Here is a 21,636-nt window from a genome sequence, read left to right as displayed (position 1 = left end):
CCTCCCATTATAATTATTTAATTTTTAATACTAAGCAGCGCAGACTACCACCACTCTTTAAAAATTCGCTCATATCACATTTAACGACATTATAACCATAATTATGTAATTGACGTTCAACTTCTACAGAACAATCATGCATGAGAATATCTTTACCTATGGGAATATTATTACATGAAAATAATTCCCTAGCGTCATGTTCTGATATTGATATCCGGCGTTCAAACGTTTTAATAATATAATCTTGGCTCTCTTTAGTAAATGCCTCTGGATAGTAAATAACGGTATCTTGATCAATAAATGAGAATGCCAGAGCCACATGGAAGAAAGTCTTATCCTGAATATGCAGTTCACCTTTAACCTTAAGTTCTGGATAGACTCTCTGAATTGTATTTATTGCTTCTTTATCTGAGCGAGGACCATAACCAAATATGATATCATTCTCCCAATAGATAACATCTCCAAGCCCTTCAAAATAGATATCCTCATCAACACGATGTATCTCATAACCTAGATTTGCCAGATAATCGATATAATACTGACTTTCCCCTTGGCGTTCAGCGTGCCGGAAATTACTAGCAAGGAATTTATTATTATGCACCATACCACAATCACCTGAAAACGTCATATCAGGCAAACCATTCACAGGATCAATAGTGCGAATACTAACGCCTCGTTCAGTCAACCGTTCATAAAGAAAATCCCATTGTTGCTGTGCCAATTCTTTATTGACTCTATTATTAGGGTCCATCCAATCATTGATAACGTATTCAATATCGTAAAAGTCAGGTTTACACATTAATAATTCTTTAATCATAACTTTTGCCTCATCTTAGATTTAGCACTTTGCTTAGTATGAATATTAAATATTTTTGCAAATCCTTCCGCATCGTTTTGGCTATACAAATGCCCACAATTATATATTGCTAAATTATCATCATAGATAGTTGTCTTTGAAGTACGGGAACAAACGTTGGCATATTTATAGCCTAATTCAAGCTTAATCTCACCATTGACATGTTGATTCATGCTATCAATAAAATGGTTTAAATGAGTTAATAAGGGATCATACCAAAGCCCGGAATAAACTAATTCAACCCATTTTTTATCGATTATTTCTTTGAACCAATTCTCGTTACGATTACTACAGTAACATTCCAAATCACGATGAGCGGTAATTAAGATATGTGCAGCAGGTGATTGATAAATTGCGCGTGTTTTCAAACCAACAATGCCATCTTCAACAATATCAAAAATGCCAATTGACAGTTTTTTACCAATTTCATTTAATTTTTCAATGATTTCATATAATGATTTATTTTCGCCGTCGATCGATATCGGTATGCCATTCTCAAAACCCAATGATAAAAATATTGGTTCAGTGGCCGATAGTGCATGCTCAAATAATTTCTCTTTGACATTCTCAGGAATTAACATTTCTGGTTCTGCCAATGGACCACATTCGACACTGAATCCCCATATATTTTCACTGGTAGAATAAGGGTTATTACAACCAAATTCCTGGGGAATACCATAATTCATAGCATAACTATTTACGACACTTTCATCGTATTTAAAATCTCTCAACGAAGCAATAGGTATCTTATTCAGAATTTCTATATTCATATCCATTCTGACTTGATCATTACCTCTGAATTGATGGGCAATATAATCAATATTGAGCTCATTGGCTACTTCAACTGCCGCCTCTGCAATCGCAGGCCGGGAAAGTGCAGCACTGAGAAAATAACCATTTTGATAAATAGCATTCGCTTTTATCGCTTTTGTAAGGAAATGTTCAGCATATTGCGCTCGATAATCTTTATAGATAAACTTATCAGCACCGGCAACCATGCATTCCAATTCAATATCTTCAATGTCTCTTACCTGTCCTTCATCAATATAAAGAGCTATCACCTCTTTATACTTAGATTTAAGACTTCTTATGATAAGAGGATTATAGAGGCGATTATAGTAAATCACCAAAACACGATCAGAACTCATTTAATACGCACCCCATGTTTGTAATAATTTCTTCTAGCTGAGGTTCTGTTCTACTTTCCTCAACTAATTCTGAGAAATTATTTTCAAATAACCAAGTATCATTATAAATTGTGTCGATATAACGTTCTCCACTATCAGGAATAATGACAACAATATTATCTCCAGGTTTAAAATCATCCAAGTGATCTAATGCTGCGCTTACCGCGCAACCTCCCGTTCCACCAATTAAGATACCTTCATTTCTGGCTAATTTTCTTGCGGTACGAAATGCATCAATATCTGCAACTTTCAAGGTAATATCGATGTTGCTACGATCCAGAATAGAAGGTATAAACGTCAATCCCGCGCCTTGTACTAAGTATTTTCCTGATTCACCACCGAAAATAACTGACCCGACAGGTTCAACACCATAAATTCGCACCTGTGGATTTTTTTCTTTCAAATAACGGGAAATCCCAGTCAGTGTTCCACAACTCCCTGCCGTCGCAAAACAAGCCGCCAAATTATTGCCAAAGGTTTCATACAACTCACGCCCCGTGGAATGATAATGCTCATCAGGATTAACCTGATTTTCAAATTGCATGGGACTAAACGCATTCGGATAGGCTTTTATAATCTCTTTAGTTAAATCAATGCGATATTTGACAGTATCCGTTCCCGCTTCAAATTCTGGCAGAAAAATGATTTCCGCACCAAATGCTTTTATTTTATCGCGTTTCGCTACCGGTACCATACGGTCCAAAACCGCAATGAATCGATAACCTTTAACAGCACACGCCATCGCCAGACCAATTGCCGTATTACCCGATGATGGCTCAATAACCACCATTCCTGGTTTTAATTCTCCCTGAGCCTCAGCCCTTTCCAACATAGCAACAGCGATACGATCTTTAATACTCCCACTGGGGTTAATATTCTCCATTTTGAGAAAGACATGAATACCTTTAGTATATCTATCATTCAACATAACTACTGGGGTATTGCCTATAGTTTGTAATATGTTTTTAGCAAGTTTCATACCAGTTTTATCTCTATGTCTGGGTTAATATGAAGAACATATAATGATGATAAGGTATTTTTATTAACAAATAAGTAAATCAATTCAATATTTAATGTACCTATTAATTTGTTAATGAAATCATTCAGTTTATAAATAACTATGGAGAATAACCTCATGCCTATTAACAATAAGAGCTTTTATTTGTGTTCTCACACAAGGGTTAATTAACAAAAATGATAATTATAAAATTACACTTAAAAGTCTACTGTCAACTCTGACAGTTATATCATTAAAGTTTTATATAAATTTTTGATATTATCATTTAATAATAAGGATATATATTGCCATCATTAAATCTTCTTATATAAAATCATGTGAAATAAATTATCATTATAAATAACCGTGATCACATAAGAATATATTTTTTAATTATTATAAAATAATCACGCATGTAATTAACAAGATTTACACGCATATATATAAAAATATTCGATGGAAAATTCACAAATTACAACAAAATTAACAATATCGATATTATCTAATAATAATAAATACGAATTCGATTATTTTTAGATAATAATCTGATAATGAATAATATTTTCAATATAAAAAATGTGAAATCAATAATATAAAAACCAACCAAAAGGCAATATTACAAAGAATAGACAAGAAAACTCTGATTCTATAAACAACAAAATGCTTCAGTTATTACCTGCTCTATTAAATTATCCTAAGCAACGTGAGTGCGTTAATTATCCAATGAAACCTATCAAATTGCCGATTTTAATCGGTAATACAACCCGGTTTCCTCTCAACACCCCGCCTTGAAACAAGGCTTTACTATCGGAAATATAGCACTTTCAATAGTAACACCAAGTAAACAAGAAAAATGATTTCTAAATGGAAATCATTTTTCTATGGTGCTACAGTCTTCATGACATATTGATTAGATGAGATGAATGACAGTGAAAAAATCAGAAAATATACTAAATAACAATTGTTTAGATTTAAATGTTTCGTCTTACCAAAAAGGCGTACTGGGATTCAAACTTGTTTTGGTTCTGGGAATGTTGAGTGCTATTGGCGCTCTTTCGACTGACATGTACCTCCCCTTATTTCCCGCTATGTCTCACGCACTAACCACAACTCAAGCTGGTGTTCAATTAAGTCTAACGTCATTTATGTTTGGCCTAGCGATTGGACAATTAATTATTGGTCCTTGGTCGGATGTGATTGGCAGGAGAAACCTTCTATTAGGCGGTATGGTTTTGCTAACTGTAGCATCAATTGCTTGTTCATTTTCTTCAAGTATTGAGATGCTAACCATTAGCCGTTTTTTTCAAGGTGCTGGTGGTGCATCAGGTATTGTTTTGACACGAGCCATTGTTTCTGACCTTAGTTTTGGTAACAAAGCCGCATACTATTTCAATCTGATGCTAGCGATACAAGGTGTAGCGCCGATAATTGCACCATTAATAGGAGGCATTGCTGCACATTTTCCGTGGCCAGTTGTATTTGTCTTTTTAACTGTTATTTCACTGATACTCACCGTCTTAACGTTTGCTTATGTGCCAGAAAGTTTGCCAAATAAATCAGCATATAGCGGGATTAAGAACAGCTTAGTTAAACAGTTTTTCAAGCTGTTCAGAAATAGAGTCTATATGGGATATACGTTAGTATTCTCGGCCACCTTTGGAGCACTGTTCGCCTACATTTCAGCATCACCTTTTATATACCAGTCCATGTTTAATTTCACCCCAGGATTTTTTTCTGTTGTGTTCGCAATTAATGCCGGAATTATGATGTTCAGCAGCATATTAAGTGCCCGATGGGTTGAACGGATCGGCGCTAAAATGCTTGTCATGATTGGTGTTGTAACAACTTTTGTCTTATCTTGTTTGCTACTGATTGTAAATTATCTCAGTGTTTATCAACTTGAGTTAACTACGGCCATTTTCATGATGCTTATGTTTACGATGGCGTTAATTTTCGGCAATGCAGCCAGTTTGGCATTAACAGCGGTTCCTGATTTAAAGGGGGCAGGCTCTGCTGTCCTTGGTGCTCTTCAGTTTGGAACAGCTTCTTTGACGGCATTTTTAACTGGTCTTGGCAAATCTGTGTCTCTGTTTCCTGTATCTATTGTATTAATCGGATGTGGGATTATGACTCTATTATCCTTAATATTAGTACGTGCAAGGAGATAAATGAAGTGAGGGATCATAAACAAAACACGATTGAAATTCTTGGTGCTAGGCAAAATAATCTTAAAGGAATTGATTTACGTATTCCTAAAAATGTCATCACAGTATTTACCGGTGTTTCTGGTTCAGGTAAAAGCTCTTTGGTATTCGATACAATTGCAGCGGAATCCCAACGACAACTTAATGACACTTTTCCACCTTATATACAGCATCGCTTACCATACTATAGCCAACCGGATGTGGATGAAATAAATAACCTCACTACCGCAATTATCATCAACCAAAAGCGCATTGGTGAAAATATCCGTTCAACGGTTGGTACAGCATCAGATATTTATACCTTACTGCGCCTCTTATTTTCCCGAATAGGCACACCATTCATCGGGTATTCCAACATTTTCTCTTTCAATCATCCGTCAGGAATGTGTCCACATTGCGAAGGATTAGGCATTACCAGCACAATAGATGTTAATAAGCTAGTGAATGAAAACAAATCGCTGAATGACGGTGCAATTGAATATACCATATTTGCACCAGGCACCTGGCGATGGAGCCGGTATACTCACCCTGGTTTGTTTGATAATAATAAGAAAATTGCCGATTACTCTGCCGAAGAACGCCAAATTTTACTGTATGCGGATTATAACAACTGAAATACACGCGAAGCCATTAAAATCCTGGGTCTCGATTTTCCAGATATTAATGTAAAAACTTTCTCAAAACTAATTTCTTATTTTAAGAATAAAGAAATCATACGGTCATATAACCCTGAAAGCAAACAATAGGTAAGACACTAAGGAGAAATGATGTTTAAAGCTGTGTTCGATAAATATATAGAAGCAGTTTTGGAAAAATCACCAACAAAACTTGCTGCTCTATTTTGTAACGATGGCATTCTGAAGTTACCATTTCGTACCAGTCGCGATACAATTGAGAGCCAGTCACAGATACTTGAGCATTATTCAGCAAGTTTTGGTCAGGCACCTCTGATTTTTACTTCTGTTCAGGATGTAGAACTGTACTCTACAGATAATCCTGATATTTTTATCGTTGAATATCGACTAAATGGTAAAACCTTGCCAGATAAAAAAGATTTTTATTGTTTATATATTAATGTATTTAAATTGAACAACGGTAAGATCAAAGAATTACATGACTATGAAGATGTTCTTAATCGAGCAGCCATTTTCTCTTAATTTTGGCTGTTTTTAATCGTAAATTAAGTAGATACTTATAAGCCTGTTCTATAAAAAATCACTTTTCTTTATAAATTTTTATTTATGGGACAGGCAGTTAACTCGATTTATTATTCAACATTCAGATTATAAAAGAGCCGACATGACAACAGATAATCAAGATACTTGTGATACTACCGTAACACCTTTTGAAGATGCATTGAGCAGGCTTCAGTGTGTCCTTGTCGCAAGAAGGGCCATCACAAACCCAGAGGGTATTTCATGGGCAGAATATGATACTTTACATTTACTTCGACAATATCAATCTATGAATCCTACTGCGATTGGCGAAAAACTCGGCTTTACTCGCTCTAAAATGTCTAAGATTCTGAGATTGCTAAAAGATAACGAATTTATTAAACAAGAAACAGGAGAAAACGATAAACGCGAGTTGGTCACTAAATTGAGTCCAAAGGGGCTAATGTTTTTGCAGCGAGTCGAGTCCAACAGACACAATATGGCTGATATTGTGGAATCTAATATGTCCCAAAGTGAAATAGCCATATTTACAGAACTTTGTCATCGTGCCGCAGATCTTTTATATGCACAAACACTAATTAATGATGAGGATTAAATATCATGAAGATAAAAATCACGCTTCACAAAAACTAAAGCCAAATTAACATATTAAGTGCAACAGGCATGATAGATGTTGGGGCTTGGGGAGCAATGGAATAGTAAACGCCGTTAAGCGGTCATTTTACATAGCCATTTAATTATAAATCATAGCGTTATCATCTTCATTAAATGGCCTTAGCTCCTTTCTGCTGACGACTTCCGGAACTGTGAAGAAGTAACGTCCCTGCATGTTAATATGTCCGTATTGTAGCGGAGACAACTTTCTCCTCGATTAAGCTAGCTCTTTCTATCACCGTTTCCATTGTCAACAACTTTTCCGCTTTCGCTCGCACTGACCGCCGGGTTGATTTCATCCCCCTAAGTAGCCCTTGCGAATACTGTCCGCTATTTCTCTCTATGGCTGAAATGTTTTGCACTTATGTGTCATTAATCAACACCGAGTATCCGTGTTCTCATTACGGTTAATCATGTTCAGCTCTTCATGCTACCGGGTATGCAGAGGAAGTCATCTCTTAATCCCCCTTGGTTAAGAGACTGCGCCTTACCCGGCGCACCAATAAAAAACGCCGGCATTGCCAGCGTTTTTTACTTGTTAGCATCAGTTAATCAGAGATTAAGCTTCAGCAACAATGTTAACGTTCAATTTAGCGAATACATCGCTGTGTACCTGGAAGTTAACTTCGTGTTCACCAGTAGTACGCAGAACGCCATTAGGCAGACGCACTTCGCTCTTAGAGACTTCAACGCCCGCAGCAGTAACTGCATCAGCGATATCACGAGTACCGACAGAACCGAACAGTTTACCTTCGTCACCCGCTTTAGAAGCGATAGTAACGGAACCCAGTGCATTAATTTTCTCAGCGCGAGCTTGTGCTGCTGCCAGAACGTCAGCCAATTTAGCTTCCAGTTCAGCGCGGCGTGCTTCGAAGAATTCGATGTTTTTCTTAGTTGCAGGAACAGCTTTGCCCTGTGGTACTAAGTAGTTACGGGCATAACCCGGTTTAACGTTAACTTGATCACCCAGGCTACCCAGGTTTGCTACTTTATCAAGCAGAATAATTTGCATTACCTTATCCTCTCAGAGTCGTTAATGGACTGTGCCGATTACTGATGACGATCAGTGTAAGGCAACAAAGACAGGTAGCGCGCGCGCTTGATAGCACGAGCGAGCTGACGCTGGTATTTTGCACGGGTGCCAGTGATACGGCTTGGTACAATTTTACCGCTCTCGGTGATGTAGTTTTTCAGCGTAGCGATGTCTTTATAATCAATCTCTTGAACGCCTTCCGCGGTGAAACGGCAGAACTTGCGACGACGGAAATAACGTGCCATTTGGCTAGTCTCCAGAATCTATCAATTCAATCTGCTCGGCATGAAGAACCAGTTTGTTAAGACCATTGCGACCTTGATGGCAACTAATGAATCCCGAAACGGTTAATCGACTGCCGACCGTTATACTGTGAGTTAAAACTTGTAACAATTGTCCGCTGGCAATAACGGGCATTCTGCACCATGCTTGCCTGCTCAGACCGGCTTCCTGTTGCTGTGAACGGTGTTCAAGTACAAACTGGCAATGAGGAATGCCGGCAGGACTGACTTTTCGAATGGGAACTTTGCACACTGTGCCAGAAAGCACCAAACGATTCGTTGTCACAGTTATTACTCTTCAGAATCCCCAGCTTCTTCAGCATCCATATTGGCGTCTTCCAGAGAGAAGTCACGGCTGCGACGTTCATCTTTGGCTTTAACCATTGGAGATGCTTCAGTTACCGCGTGCTTAACGCGCATAATCATGCTGCGGATAACGGCATCGTTGAAGCGGAAGTTAGTTTCCAGCTCATCAATCACTTCCTGCGGCGCTTCAACGTTCATCAGAACATAGTGAGCTTTGTGCAGTTTGTTGATTGGGTAAGCCAGTTGACGGCGGCCCCAGTCTTCCAGACGGTGAATCTGACCTTGCGCGCTAGCGATAGTCGCACTGTAACGCTCGATCATGCCCGGAACCTGTTCGCTTTGGTCAGGATGGACCATAAAAACGATTTCGTAATGACGCATTAGAATTGCTCCTTACGGATTATTCAGCCTCCTGTCAGGGTCAACCGCGGCCCGTGGAGGCAAGGAACTTGTTTAAGTGCGGCTGAAAAATTGACGCGTAACTATACCTACCCTACATCAAAAACTCAAGGAATGAACAATGCAAAAATACTTTTGTTTCATAATGTCAGATAGGTGAGTTATAACGAGCTACGCTGACGCACCGCTTCAAACAGGCAAATTCCGGTGGCAACAGACACATTCAACGATGAGACAGAACCCGCCATTGGGATGCTAATCAATTCATCACAGTGTTCGCGAGTCAGACGACGCATACCTTCACCTTCCGCTCCCATCACCAACGCCATAGGACTGGTTAGTTTGCTCTGATATAGCGTATGGTCAGCTTCGCCTGCTGTGCCTACCACCCAAATATTGTACTCCTGCAATAAACGCAAAGTCCGGGCAAGGTTGGTGACTCGAATAAGTGGTACGCTTTCCGCAGCACCACATGCCACTTTCTTCGCCGTGGCATTAAGCTGAGCGGAGCGGTCACGAGGAACAATAACAGCATGTACACCTGCTGCATCAGCACTACGCAAACAAGCCCCCAGATTATGGGGATCTGTTACACCATCAAGCACCAACAAGAAAGGGGTTTCCACTTGTGCCAGTAAATCTGGCAGGTCGTTTTCTTGGTACTGACGCCCTGGTTTCACTTTAGCAATAATTCCCTGATGCACCGCGCCTTCCGTTTGATTATCCAGCCACTGACGATTTGCCAGTTGGATAGTCATCCCGATGCTTTCCAGCGCATGAATCAATGGTGTCAGGCGGCGATCTTCACGTCCTTTCAGGACATAAACTTCGATAAAACGTTGAGGATCGCGCTCCAGTAAAGCTTTAACGGCATGAATACCGTAGATAATTTCACTCATAATCTTCTTATTTTCACTGTCATACAGCACTGACGAATACTGTGAGCCTATTCGGTAAGCTCCATCTATTCAGGGGGAGATTAAAATATTCAGGCTATCCTGCAATAGGATAGCCCTTTGATTATTTATCTGCGCTTTTCTTAGCCCGCTTGGCTTTGAATTTAGCGGCAATTTTCTGAGTCTTGGCAGAAAGCGTTTTACCCTTTTTCTTCTCCACTTTAGGTTTATCCGCCGATCTCTTTTTACGGACAGCACCATCAAGCTCAAAGTGAGTTTCTTTGCGATAACCACGCCCTTTTTTCTTACTGTTTCTGCGGCCAGATTCTATTTTTTTCGCTCTATCACGCTCTGTTTTGCCTACATTCTGGGCTTTTCGGGTGGTAGAAAGCAGCTTAAAGTCAATATTACGTTCATCCATATGAACCGCTTCCACACGAATTTCAACTTCATCCCCTAACCGGAAAGTTTTACCCGAGTGTTCACCCACTAAACGCTGACCGACATTATCGAAATGATAATAATCATTACTCAATGTGGAAACATGCACCAAGCCGTCAATAAACAGATCATTCAAGCGAACAAAGAAACCAAAACCTGTCACACTCGTGATAATCCCAGTAAAAACATTGCCCACCTGATCCTGCATAAAATCACACTTAAGCCAATCGGCAACGTCTCTCGTCGCTTCATCTGCACGGCGCTCTGTCATGGAACAGTGTTGGCCCAGTTGCAACATCTGTTCCATATCACTGTGCCATCCCCCGGTCGGTGTTCCACATTGCTCAACAATATCTTGCTGTTTCGCCAGCAGATATTTAATCGCTCGATGCAATACTAGATCAGGGTAACGACGAATAGGTGAGGTAAAATGCGCATAAGAATTTAATGACAGACCAAAGTGACCCCGGTTTTCCGGATCATAAATTGCCTGTTTCATTGAGCGTAGCAATAAGGTTTGCAATAGTTCATGATCCGGGCGTTCAGCCACTTGATGCATCAATTGAGCATAATCCTTTGGTGTTGGTTGCATACCACCAGGCAACGTCAATCCCAATTCGCCGAAAACCGTGCGCAGGTTAACAATGCTCTCTTCTTTTGGCCGATCATGAATACGGTAAAGTACCGGTTCCCCATTTTTTTCCACGAAACGCGCCGCAGCAATATTCGCCAGAATCATGCACTCTTCAATCAACTTATGAGCATCATTGCGAACAATCGGTTCAATTCGCTCGATACGACGTTCAGCATTAAAGATAAACTTCGCCTCTTCTGACTCAAACGAGATTGCGCCACGTTGTTCACGGGCAGTTTCCAATGCCTGATACAACTCATGTAAATGCTCAATATGCTTAACCAGTGGCTTGTAGTGCTCACGCAGCTCTTCGTCACCCTGCAACATTCGCCATACCTTGGTATATGTCAGACGAGCGTGAGAATTCATGACAGCTTCGTAAAATTTATAGGATGATAATCGCCCCTGTGCTGAAACCGTCATCTCACACACCATACATAGACGATCAACCTGCGGGTTCAAAGAACAGAGGCCATTAGAAAGCACCTCCGGCAGCATGGGGACAACCTGAGATGGGAAGTAAACCGAGTTACTCCGATTACGTGCCTCGGTATCTAACGCCGTTTGTGGACGCACATAGTAACTGACATCAGCAATGGCAACCCATAAACGCCAACCACCGCTTCGCTTCCTTTCACAATAAACGGCATCATCAAAATCACGGGCATCTTCACCATCAATTGTCACTAGCGGCAGAGCGCGCAGATCAACACGGCCTTTTTTCGCCGATTCTGGTACCTGCTCATCCAAGGAAGCAACCTGATTTTCCACCTGTAGCGGCCAACTGTGGGGGATTTCATGGGTACGTAGAGCAATTTCCACTGCCATGTTCGTTCCCATCTTTTCACCCAATACTTCAACAATTTTACCAACAGCTTTTGTGCGGCGCGCCGGGCGTGTGATCAACTCAACCACCACCACATTCCCCATGCGAGCACCACCGCTTTCATCTTGCGGGATCAGGATATCAAAGCTTAAACGGCTATCATCTGGCACGACAAATCCCATACCAGAATCAAGAAAATAGCGACCAACAATCTGGCTGTCCTTAGGCTCCAATACACGAACGATACGCGCTTCATTACGCCCTTTGCGATTCATAGGCAATGGTTGTGCCAACACAACATCACCATGAATAGCTGCCTTTAACTGCTCAGCAGAGAGATAAAAATCATCTTTGTGGCCTTCTACTCGCAGAAAACCATAACCATCTCTATGCCCAATAACCGTACCTTTCAATAAATCTAACCTTTCCGGCAAGGCATAGCATTGGCGACGAGTGAAAACCAGTTGACCATCCCGTTCCATAGCCCGTAAACGACGACGTAACGCTTCAATATCTTCATCGTTAATCAGATTCAGTTCTTGCGCCAGTTCCTGGCGACTTACCGGTACAGTATGTTTAGCAATAATATCTAAGATGTACTCGCGGCTTGGAATAGGTGATTCGTATTTTTCTGCTTCGCGCCCCAAAAAAGGATCTTGTGACATGGCTGTTCCTCCGTTGTCATCAGCAGGCTGTTTGCGCCATTTATTCATTCGGTCAGAAGCAGCTTATAAAGGGGGATATTATCTTCAATCATATCAGCTAAAGTATGCTTATCCAGCTCTTCTAAAAACCTTTCTATTGCCTGATTTAAGACCACCTTCAGACGACATGCAGACGTGATATGGCAAGATTCCTGACTACAGTTAACCAACGATAATGGTTCAAGAGCGCGAACGACATCGCCAATTCTGATATCTTTCGCTGGCTTACCTAAACGGATACCGCCGTTTTTACCACGAACAGCATCCACTAATCCTAAGTGGCTCAATTGGTTAATGATTTTTACCATGTGGTTACGAGAAACACCATAAATATCAGTGACTTCAGAAATACTGGTCATCCGGCTTTGCGGTAAAGCAGCCATATAAATTAGCGCGCGCAAGCCATAATCTGTAAAACTCGTTAACTGCACATCAACCTCTGGGTAATAAGATATAAATTAATATATCCGAGAACAAACTGAAAAAATAAGCACTTGTTCAACTTATATACCATGAATCGGCCAAAATCATATTGATCTCCTAATCATTAAGCCAAAAAGGCCACAATAAATAGCAAAAAACCGGGCTGAAAAGCCCGGCTTTACCTGATCATAAGTACCATCAGGCATCAAACGGATCACGCAGAATGATAGTTTCTGAACGATCCGGGCCTGTAGAAATAATATCAACCGGAACACCGGTCAACTCTTCTACACGTTTGATATAGTTCAATGCTGCCTGAGGCAATTTGCTATGCTCTTTCACGCCGAAAGTGCTTTCATTCCAGCCTGGCATAGTCTCATAAACAGGCTCAATACCTTCCCAGTCATCCGCAGCCATAGGTGTCGTTTCAATCACACTGCCATCAGGCATACGGTAACCAACACAGATTTTCACTTCTTTCAAGCCATCCAATACGTCCAATTTGGTCATACAGAAACCTGACAGTGAGTTGATCTGTACTGCACGACGGATGGCAATGATATCCAGCCAACCAGTGCGGCGGCTACGCCCCGTAGTCGCGCCAAACTCTTGGCCTTTTTCGCGCAAGTAACTGCCAGTTTCATCAAACAGTTCAGTTGGGAATGGACCCGCGCCGACACGAGTAGAGTATGCTTTGATGATCCCCAAAACATAATCAACATAGCATGGACCTAAACCGGAACCTGTTGCAACGCCACCCGCCGTAGTGTTAGAAGAGGTCACATATGGGTAGGTACCGTGGTCAATATCCAACAACGTGCCCTGTGCCCCTTCGAACATAACCAATTCACCTTTCTGAGTTGCTTTATACAACAAATCAGAAACATCGACGACCATATCCGTCAGAATATCGGCAACAGCCATGATTTCATCCAGAGTTTTCTGGTAATCAACCGCCGGTTCTTTGTAGTAGTTAACCAGTTGGAAATTGTGATATTCGATAATTTCTTTCAGCTTAACCGCGAATGTTTCTTTATCAAACAAATCACCAACCCGCAGACCACGACGAGCAACTTTGTCTTCATACGCAGGACCAATACCACGGCCGGTTGTACCAATTGCTTTTGCACCGCGCGCTTTTTCACGGGCATTATCTAATGCAACATGGTATGGCAGAATAAGTGGACAGGCTTCTGAAATGAGCAGACGCTCGCGAACAGGAATACCACGAGATTCTAATGCGTTCATCTCTTTCATCAACGCATCAGGCGCTAATACGACACCATTTGCAATGATACTGATAACATTTTCACGCAGAATCCCTGATGGGATTAAGTGGAGAACGGTTTTTTCACCGTTGATAACCAGTGTATGACCAGCATTATGGCCCCCTTGATAACGAACAACATACTTAGCTCGTTCAGTCAGCAAGTCGACGATCTTGCCCTTGCCCTCGTCACCCCATTGGGTGCCCAATACGACAACGTTCTTACCCATTTCAAAATTCACTCGGTTGCTTAAAAATGGATTCTAACATCTCATCCCACACCTTTCAGTAATTTTTATCACATCCGTTATTTTTGTTAGCCACCAGACACGATAAGGCCCGCCTGATGCGGGCCTGTGACTGATTCAGCATCTATTAGTGCTGACCTGCACGCTTTTCAGGTGCTTTCATATAGCGGAAGAAATCAGCTTCTGGGCTTAATACCAGAACATCTTTCCCATCTTCACTAAAGCTTCTCTCATAAGCACGTAAGCTACGGATAAAGGCATAGAAATCTGGCGCTTGGCTGAATGCATCAGCAAACAGTTTAGCGGCTTCCGCATCACCAGAACCACGCAAAGTCAGCGCTTCACGCTCCGCTTTTGCACGGATTTCAATAACTTGTTTATCTGCTGCTGCACGCAGTTTCTCTGCTTCTTCCAAACCTTGTGAACGATGACGACGAGCTACCGCTTCACGCTCAGCGCGCATACGCTGGTAAATCGCTTCTGAAACTTCCAATGGTAAATTGATCTGTTTGATACGTACATCAACAACTTCAATACCCAATGCCGCCATACTGTTCGGATTGATAGCAAGTTGTTTATCTGCTGTTTCTTGCTCTACACGAGCCGCCGCCGATGCAATAGCATCATCTGCTTCAGTTGTAGTCGCTGTTTCTTTATCCGTTGTACCTTTGTTCAGAGCATCGCGAACATCCGTAGTTAATTGACCACGGGAATCCGTTACGATACCACGAACATCCTTACGGCCAATCTCAGAACGCAGACGGTCACTGAATTTACGCTTTAACAATACTTCCGCTTGAGAAATATCACCATTGCCGGTTGCCAGATAATAACGGCTGAAATCGTTAATCCGCCATTTCAGGTAAGAATCAACTATCAGGTCCTTATTTTCACTGGTCAAGAAACGGTCGGCCTGAATATCCATAGTCTGAATACGAGCATCCAGAGTTTTTACCGTTTCAACAAAAGGTATTTTGAAATGTAGCCCCGGCTCATAAACAATCGGTTTATTTCCCGCATCACGCAGAACCTTACCAAAACGCAGTACAATGCCACGCTGTCCTTCCTGCACAATAAATAGAGAGACATAGAGAGCAACTAATACTGCGACAATAACAAAGCCTAATGATTTACGCATGATTATTATCTCCCTACCCTGATAATGTCATTACGCAGATTATCTGTTCGGTTATAATTCGCGCCCCGGCCTGAATTTGTAGGCAAAGTTGGACGGGTAACCCGCAGATCAGAAGCTACCGAATTATCTGATTGCACTGTTCCCTCTTTTTTAACACCAGAAGCATCGCCACGTAACATTTGCTCCAATGGCAATACCAACAAATTATTGTTGTTATCATTAACAATAACTTTACGGGTACGGCTCAACACTTTTTCCATCGTTTCAATGTACAGACGTTCACGGGTAATTTCAGGTGCCTCTTTATACCTAGGCAACATTTTGGCAAAGCTTGCCACTTCCCCCTGCGCTTCCAAAACTACGCGAGCTTTATACGCTTTCGCCTCTTCAATGATACGTTGCGCATCACCTTTCGCGCGTGGCAAGACCTCGTTCGAATAAGCCTCTGCTTCACGAATAGACTGCTGTTCATTTTCACGGGCAGCAATAACATCGTCAAAGGCAGCCTTAACTTCTTCCGGCGGACGAGCAGCCTGGAAGTTAACATCCAATAAGGTTATTCCCATTCGATACGGAAGAATCGTCTTTTCCAACTCACGCTGAGTGTCATCACGGACAATCATGCGGTTTGCCGTCAAAATTTTATCCATCGTATATTTACCAACAACACCACGTACCGCGCTATCCGTTGCCTGACGCAAGCTATTATCAGGACTTGTCACGCTGTAAAGATAAGCGGCAGGATCAGTCACACGATACTGCACGTTCATCTCCACGCGAACAACGCTTTCATCTGATGTCAGCATCACGCCGGCGGTTGCCAATTCACGAACAGATTCCACGTTAACTGGAACAACTTCATCAATGAATGTGGGTTTCCAGTTCAGACCTGGCTGCACAATATGGTTAAACTTACCTAAGCGGGTAACAACACCACGTTCTGTTTCTTTAATCGTATAAAAACCGCTAGCGGCCCAGATCACGACGACAGCAACAGCGACAAGGCTAACAATACGCCCGCCAAATTTTGTCCCTTGGTCAGAACCATTACCGCCCTTGTTCCCACCAAAGCCCCCGAGTTTACTGCTCAGCTTACGGAACAGATCGTCGAGATCAGATGCCCCACGGTTTCGACCACTTTTGTTCCCGCCGGAATTGCCGCTATTATTGCTGCTCCCCCACGGGTCGCGGTCTTGTCCGTTGTTCCCGGGCTGATTCCACGCCATGTTTTAGCTCCATTCTTTTATGATTGGTTTTTCAGGCCAAGAGCCTCTTATAAATAAGCCGACTCTCAATCACATAAGTTTTCTGATATCCACCTGACAGGTATATCAGACAACATAATCAAACAAATCCTGTTCTTGTTTGCATAGACGGTGCCAGTCAACAATCGGCATTCTCACTTCGATACCAACTTTACCGTCCTCTTCTATCCACTCTTTCTCTATTGCTTGCAGTTGATAGAAGCGGCTGCGTAAACGACCAGCTTCTGGCGGCAAAAGCAATTCGTAATGTGCAATTTCACCCGAAAGACGCTCCGTTAACGCTTGTAACAATAACGGGATACCTTCACCGGTTTGCGCAGACAACCAAACTCTAACCGGTAAGTTATCTTCGTTGCGATCAATACGCGGTGTGAAGCTTTCCAGCATATCAATCTTATTCATCACCAACAGTACCGGAATTTGATGCGCTTCAATTTCTTCCAGTACGCTGTCAACAGCGGCAATATTTTCGTCGATGCGGCTATCCGCAGCATCAACAATATGCAGCAACAATGTTGCCTGCCGGGTTTCTTGCAATGTTGCTTTAAATGCCGCCACCAGATCATGAGGCAGATGGCGAATAAAGCCAACCGTATCAGCCAGTACCACCGTACCAACATCATTAACTTCAATCCGGCGCAACGTTGGGTCCAGCGTAGCGAACAATTGATCAGCCGCATAAACCTCAGCCGCCGTCATGCGATTAAACAAGCTCGATTTACCGGCGTTGGTATATCCCACCAATGAAACCGTCGGTATATCCGCTTTATTTCGCGCTTGACGCCCCTGTTCACGCTGTTTCTCAACCCGGCTCAGACGACTCAGAATCTGACGGATTTTATCCCGTAATAAACGCCGATCCGTCTCAAGCTGCGTTTCCCCCGGCCCTCTCAAACCAATCCCACCTTTCTGACGTTCAAGGTGAGTCCATCCCCGGACAAGACGGGTAGAAAGATGACGTAACTGCGCCAACTCTACCTGTAACTTCCCTTCGTGAGTCCGCGCCCGTTGAGCAAAAATATCCAGAATCACACCGGTGCGGTCGATAACTCGACACTGACAGAGCCGCTCAAGATTGCGTTCCTGTGCAGGACTGAGTGCATGATTAAACAACACAACATCAGCACCACTAGCCTGCACCGCCTCAGCAATCTCTTCCGCCTTACCTTCTCCAACAAAATATTTCGGATGAGGGGCTTTCCTGCTCCCCGTGACAATTTGCACAGGAACTACACCAGCAGAAGTTACCAGTGATTCAAACTCACTGAGATTATCTGTGTCTTTATCCTGCGAGAAAAAAACATGCACCACAACGGCTTGTTCGCCGCCTTCATAACGTTCAAACAAAGGTGCGACCTCTCAGGCTGAGTAAAAAACTACAGGAAAAAACATAGGTAAAACCCCCTACCTATGTTTTTCTTCATTCTATTACCGCTCTCAAGCTTATTCAGTACCATCACTTTCCTGTTGTGCTGCCGGAGCAGAAACGCCACCAGAATGATAATTACCTACGCTCGCTCCAACACTTGTATTGCTACTGTGATGAGAAACTGGGCGGGAAGGTACAACAGTAGAGATGGCATGTTTATAAACCATCTGGCTAACCGTATTTTTCAGTAAAATGACAAACTGGTCAAAAGATTCAATCTGACCCTGCAATTTGATGCCGTTAACCAAATAAATAGAAACCGGGACCCTTTCACGCCGCAATGCGTTCAGGAACGGATCTTGCAAAGATTGCCCCTTAGCCATTCTATATTTTCCTTATTTTGTTGTTTTTAACTAAGAACCTAAAGGTTCGAAAAAATGAACTACTCAAAAATTGCGCTTTGGTACTCATCAATTGTACACAATCAATAAACCTATGCACTAACAACCTGCATAACTGTGCTTAAAGCTTGCTCTGGTTGAGAACTATCCAACCAATGAACCGGCTTCCAACCTCTGAGCCAAGTTATCTGACGCTTTGCCAACTGGCGCGTCGCACAAATACCGCGATAAATCATTTCATCATAGTCAATTTCGCCGGAAAGATAAGACCACATCTGACGATAACCAACACAACGAATAGAAGGTAAATCCACATGCAAATCATGACGAGCATAAAGTGCTTTAACTTCCTCTTCAAACCCTGATTCAAGCATTTGATGAAAACGCGCTTCGATACGTTGATGAAGGATCTCACGTTTCACCGGTGCAATAGCAAATTGATGAACACGATAAGGCAACGATTCTCCTGACAATTTAGTCAATTCAGTGAGAGTCTTACCTGAAATAAGAAAAACTTCCAGTGCCCGAGAAAGCCTCTGTGGATCATTAGGATGAATTCTTAACGCCGCTACCGGATCAATCTTCTGTAATTGCTGATGCAATGCATCCCATCCCTGTTCTACCGCTTGCTGTTCTATTTGCATCCGAATAACTGGATCAGCAGAAGGCAAAGGCGATAAACCTTCAAGTAACGCCTTGAAATAGAGCATCGTTCCTCCAACCAGCAGAGGAATACGACCAGAAGCGGTAATTTCTGCCATTTCCTTCAATGCATCACGACGGAAATCAGCAGCAGAATAAGGCTGAGAAGGGTCCAGAATATCGATTAAACGATGAGGTGCCAACGCTTGCTCTTCGGTTGTTGGTTTAGCGGTGCCTATATCCATGCCACGATAAATCAGTGCAGAATCAACGCTGATCAGTTCCACCGGAAGATGCTGGCGTAAAGCGATAGATAAAGCTGTTTTGCCCGAGGCCGTCGGCCCCATAACAAAAATTGCCATTGGTAGATGTTGAGTTTTCTGATCACTCATGAGTAAGAGATGCCACCACTGCTTGTAAATCAATTAATTGTAATAACCCATCTGGTGGAGATTTTACCAGTTGTGGGCAAAGACGCTCAACATCAGCTAATAACTGTACCGCCTGCGCAACATTCCACGTTTCATATTCACTGCCGATATGACGAGCAAGCCAAGTTACAACCTGTTCTGTCGATACTGATGGCTGTTGTGCTAAATAACCTAGCAACTCAGGAATTAATTTAGGCAGATTTTGTTGACGTAATGGTAACGATACCGCACGTAGGGTAGCTTTTCCATGAGATATAGAGGCTTCAATCCCAAAAGAACCCAATAAGTCACTGTAACGATTTAAAGTATCAGCTTCCTCTTTGCTAAGAGCGAGTTTCAGCGGTATCAACAGTGGCTGCGATTTCAGCCCTTGCTCTGTTGGTGTTAACTGTGCTCGCCTTAACCAACATTCAGCTACCGGCAAAGATAACAACCCAATTCCCAATGGAGATTCAATCAGAGCATAGCACGATGAATATATACTCAATACCTTACCAAAACTATGGCTGCTATTTTTAGCCTGAATAGGTGCCGAAGTAACCTTTTTTGCCATAACCGGAGCGATTCTTGCCGGAAACAGCTCCCTTTTCTCTTCGGATTCAGGAACAGATTGCATCAGTTTCTGATACACCTCACCCTGACGTTTCTGATAATGGTCTCCATGATATTGGCGATTTTCACCACCGCGAGAGCTCCCTGCACTCCCTTTACTTGACAAAACCTCTTTCGGTGACGATGTTGTCGTGGATGTAGCATTGTTTTGCCGGGAAAAATGGTTTTCCCCCGCTGATGGACGGTTTTCCGGCTCCCATGCCGGAGCAGGTTCACAACAAGCCAGATCCAATTCAGCGCCGCTTCCGCGCTGTTTTAATACGGCCGTTACACCTTGATAGATAAAATCATGAACCAAACGAGCTTGATGGAAGCGAACTTCATGCTTAGCGGGATGCACATTCACATCGACCTGATGCGGATCAACCTCCAAATATAAAACATAAGCAGGCTGTTGTTCTCCTCGGAGCAAATCTTGATAAGCCTGACGGATAGCATGATTAATTAAGCGATCACGCATCATACGTCCGTTTACATAACAATATTGAATATCGCCACTCACCTCAGCATTCATCGGGTCAACAACCCATCCTTTAATCGATAAATCGTCATGCTGCCAGGAAAGAGAAAGTGCCCGTTGCATAAAAGCGGTACCGCAAATGGAGGCTAACCGCCGCTCGTATTGTGATTCATCTTTCGCTGGCCGGTATTGGCGCACTAATTTACCGTTATGATGCAAATTGATTAATACATCCAAACGCGCCAGTGCAATACGTCTGACAACTTCATCAATATGACCAAATTCTGTTTTTTCTGTTCGCAGAAATTTGCGCCGCGCGGGTGTGTTATAAAACAGATCCAGCACTTCGACAGTACTGCCTACCGGATGTGCCGCCGGCTTCACCGTCACCGCCATATCCCGCCCTTCCGCATAGGCTTGCCAAGCCTCATGCTGTTCTTCCGTACGGGAAGTCAATGTCAGACGCGAAACTGAGCTGATACTCGCCAGCGCCTCCCCACGGAATCCCATACTAATAATGGCTTCCAAATCATCGAGTGTAGCAATCTTACTGGTAGCATGACGAGCCAACGCTAGCGCAAGATCTTGATGGTTAATGCCACAGCCATTATCACGGACACGAATAAGTTTTACCCCACCGCGCTCAATTTCAATATCAATACGGCTAGCGCCAGCATCAAGGCTATTCTCCACCAACTCTTTTACTACTGATGCAGGACGTTCTACGACTTCGCCAGCCGCAATTTGGTTTGCTAATTGAGGAGGTAGGATCTTAATCGCCATATTT

At 42.5% G+C, this 21,636-nt stretch carries 21 protein-coding genes; 4 read left to right on the top strand and 17 right to left on the bottom strand.

Going from position 1 to position 21,636, the window contains the following annotated elements:
- Window positions 1-13 precede the first annotated feature (13 nt).
- The 3 genes from EAE91_RS02800 to EAE91_RS02790 are packed head-to-tail and all read right to left on the bottom strand — an operon-like array spanning window position 14 to window position 3,022.
- Window positions 14-817, bottom strand: a complete 804-nt coding sequence (locus EAE91_RS02800) for a dimethylarginine dimethylaminohydrolase family protein (protein WP_214087159.1) — start codon at window positions 815-817, stop codon at window positions 14-16.
- Window positions 814-2,004 (bottom strand): argininosuccinate synthase, encoded by a 1,191-nt coding sequence (argG, locus tag EAE91_RS02795; protein WP_214087158.1) that lies wholly within the window; start codon window positions 2,002-2,004, stop codon window positions 814-816. Before argG ends, EAE91_RS02800 begins: the two co-directional genes overlap by 4 nt.
- Window positions 1,994-3,022: a PLP-dependent cysteine synthase family protein gene (locus EAE91_RS02790; RefSeq protein ID WP_214087157.1), complete on the bottom strand. Its 1,029-nt coding sequence runs from the start codon at window positions 3,020-3,022 to the stop codon at window positions 1,994-1,996. Before EAE91_RS02790 ends, argG begins: the two co-directional genes overlap by 11 nt.
- Window positions 3,023-3,963: 941 nt before the next feature.
- Between EAE91_RS02790 and EAE91_RS02785 the strand changes: the two genes are divergently transcribed.
- From EAE91_RS02785 to EAE91_RS02770, 4 genes are all read left to right on the top strand, one after another.
- Window positions 3,964-5,208 carry a multidrug effflux MFS transporter gene (locus tag EAE91_RS02785; RefSeq protein ID WP_214087156.1) on the top strand — a complete coding sequence of 415 codons (1,245 nt, stop codon included), beginning with the start codon at window positions 3,964-3,966 and terminating at the stop codon, window positions 5,206-5,208.
- A 5-nt stretch (window positions 5,209-5,213) separates the two neighbouring features.
- Window positions 5,214-5,858, top strand: coding sequence for an excinuclease ABC subunit UvrA (locus tag EAE91_RS02780; RefSeq protein WP_244868632.1), 645 nt, complete (start codon window positions 5,214-5,216; stop codon window positions 5,856-5,858).
- A 153-nt stretch (window positions 5,859-6,011) separates the two neighbouring features.
- Window positions 6,012-6,401, top strand: coding sequence for a nuclear transport factor 2 family protein (locus tag EAE91_RS02775; protein WP_214087155.1), 390 nt, complete (start codon window positions 6,012-6,014; stop codon window positions 6,399-6,401).
- Window positions 6,402-6,543: 142 nt separating this feature from the next.
- Complete coding sequence (locus EAE91_RS02770; RefSeq protein ID WP_214087154.1) at window positions 6,544-7,014, top strand: MarR family transcriptional regulator; 471 nt, start codon at window positions 6,544-6,546, stop codon at window positions 7,012-7,014.
- Window positions 7,015-7,632: 618 nt separating this feature from the next.
- Here EAE91_RS02770 and rplI read toward each other — a convergent pair.
- From rplI to mutL, 14 genes are all read right to left on the bottom strand, one after another.
- Window positions 7,633-8,085, bottom strand: coding sequence for a 50S ribosomal protein L9 (rplI, locus tag EAE91_RS02765; RefSeq protein WP_036810089.1), 453 nt, complete (start codon window positions 8,083-8,085; stop codon window positions 7,633-7,635).
- 38 nt (window positions 8,086-8,123) lie between these two features.
- The gene (gene rpsR, locus EAE91_RS02760; RefSeq protein ID WP_000135199.1) at window positions 8,124-8,351 is read right to left on the bottom strand and encodes a 30S ribosomal protein S18; all 228 of its coding nucleotides are present in this window, start codon (window positions 8,349-8,351) and stop codon (window positions 8,124-8,126) included.
- 4 nt (window positions 8,352-8,355) lie between these two features.
- On the bottom strand, window positions 8,356-8,673 hold the full coding sequence (gene priB / locus EAE91_RS02755) for a primosomal replication protein N (RefSeq protein ID WP_011148645.1): 318 nt from the start codon (window positions 8,671-8,673) through the stop codon (window positions 8,356-8,358).
- Window positions 8,674-8,678: 5 nt separating this feature from the next.
- Window positions 8,679-9,074 carry a 30S ribosomal protein S6 gene (gene rpsF, locus EAE91_RS02750; RefSeq protein WP_214087153.1) on the bottom strand — a complete coding sequence of 132 codons (396 nt, stop codon included), beginning with the start codon at window positions 9,072-9,074 and terminating at the stop codon, window positions 8,679-8,681.
- A 179-nt stretch (window positions 9,075-9,253) separates the two neighbouring features.
- Window positions 9,254-9,991, bottom strand: a complete 738-nt coding sequence (gene rlmB / locus EAE91_RS02745) for a 23S rRNA (guanosine(2251)-2'-O)-methyltransferase RlmB (RefSeq protein ID WP_214087152.1) — start codon at window positions 9,989-9,991, stop codon at window positions 9,254-9,256.
- 121 nt (window positions 9,992-10,112) lie between these two features.
- Complete coding sequence (rnr, locus tag EAE91_RS02740) at window positions 10,113-12,554, bottom strand: ribonuclease R (RefSeq protein ID WP_214087269.1); 2,442 nt, start codon at window positions 12,552-12,554, stop codon at window positions 10,113-10,115.
- Between the two features lie 44 nt (window positions 12,555-12,598).
- Window positions 12,599-13,024 carry a nitric oxide-sensing transcriptional repressor NsrR gene (gene nsrR, locus EAE91_RS02735; protein WP_214087151.1) on the bottom strand — a complete coding sequence of 142 codons (426 nt, stop codon included), beginning with the start codon at window positions 13,022-13,024 and terminating at the stop codon, window positions 12,599-12,601.
- A 190-nt stretch (window positions 13,025-13,214) separates the two neighbouring features.
- Window positions 13,215-14,513: an adenylosuccinate synthase gene (locus EAE91_RS02730; RefSeq protein WP_214087150.1), complete on the bottom strand. Its 1,299-nt coding sequence runs from the start codon at window positions 14,511-14,513 to the stop codon at window positions 13,215-13,217.
- 145 nt (window positions 14,514-14,658) lie between these two features.
- The gene (gene hflC / locus EAE91_RS02725) at window positions 14,659-15,669 is read right to left on the bottom strand and encodes a protease modulator HflC (protein WP_214087149.1); all 1,011 of its coding nucleotides are present in this window, start codon (window positions 15,667-15,669) and stop codon (window positions 14,659-14,661) included.
- Between the two features lie 5 nt (window positions 15,670-15,674).
- On the bottom strand, window positions 15,675-16,895 hold the full coding sequence (hflK, locus tag EAE91_RS02720) for an FtsH protease activity modulator HflK (RefSeq protein WP_214087148.1): 1,221 nt from the start codon (window positions 16,893-16,895) through the stop codon (window positions 15,675-15,677).
- Between the two features lie 105 nt (window positions 16,896-17,000).
- Window positions 17,001-18,281 (bottom strand): ribosome rescue GTPase HflX, encoded by a 1,281-nt coding sequence (hflX, locus tag EAE91_RS02715; RefSeq protein ID WP_214087147.1) that lies wholly within the window; start codon window positions 18,279-18,281, stop codon window positions 17,001-17,003.
- A gap of 96 nt (window positions 18,282-18,377) precedes the next feature.
- Window positions 18,378-18,686 (bottom strand): RNA chaperone Hfq, encoded by a 309-nt coding sequence (gene hfq, locus EAE91_RS02710; protein ID WP_011148654.1) that lies wholly within the window; start codon window positions 18,684-18,686, stop codon window positions 18,378-18,380.
- 110 nt (window positions 18,687-18,796) lie between these two features.
- Window positions 18,797-19,738, bottom strand: coding sequence for a tRNA (adenosine(37)-N6)-dimethylallyltransferase MiaA (gene miaA / locus EAE91_RS02705; RefSeq protein ID WP_214087146.1), 942 nt, complete (start codon window positions 19,736-19,738; stop codon window positions 18,797-18,799).
- Window positions 19,731-21,632 carry a DNA mismatch repair endonuclease MutL gene (gene mutL, locus EAE91_RS02700; RefSeq protein WP_214087145.1) on the bottom strand — a complete coding sequence of 634 codons (1,902 nt, stop codon included), beginning with the start codon at window positions 21,630-21,632 and terminating at the stop codon, window positions 19,731-19,733. The genes miaA and mutL overlap by 8 nt, the downstream gene beginning before the upstream one ends.
- Between the last annotated feature and the right edge of the window lie 4 nt (window positions 21,633-21,636).

Origin of the sequence: Photorhabdus noenieputensis (assembly GCF_018448935.1) — a bacterium.
GTDB lineage: Bacteria > Pseudomonadota > Gammaproteobacteria > Enterobacterales > Enterobacteriaceae > Photorhabdus > Photorhabdus noenieputensis.
Note: the sequence above shows the minus strand (reverse complement) of the source record. Positions and strands in the feature narration are given on the sequence as shown.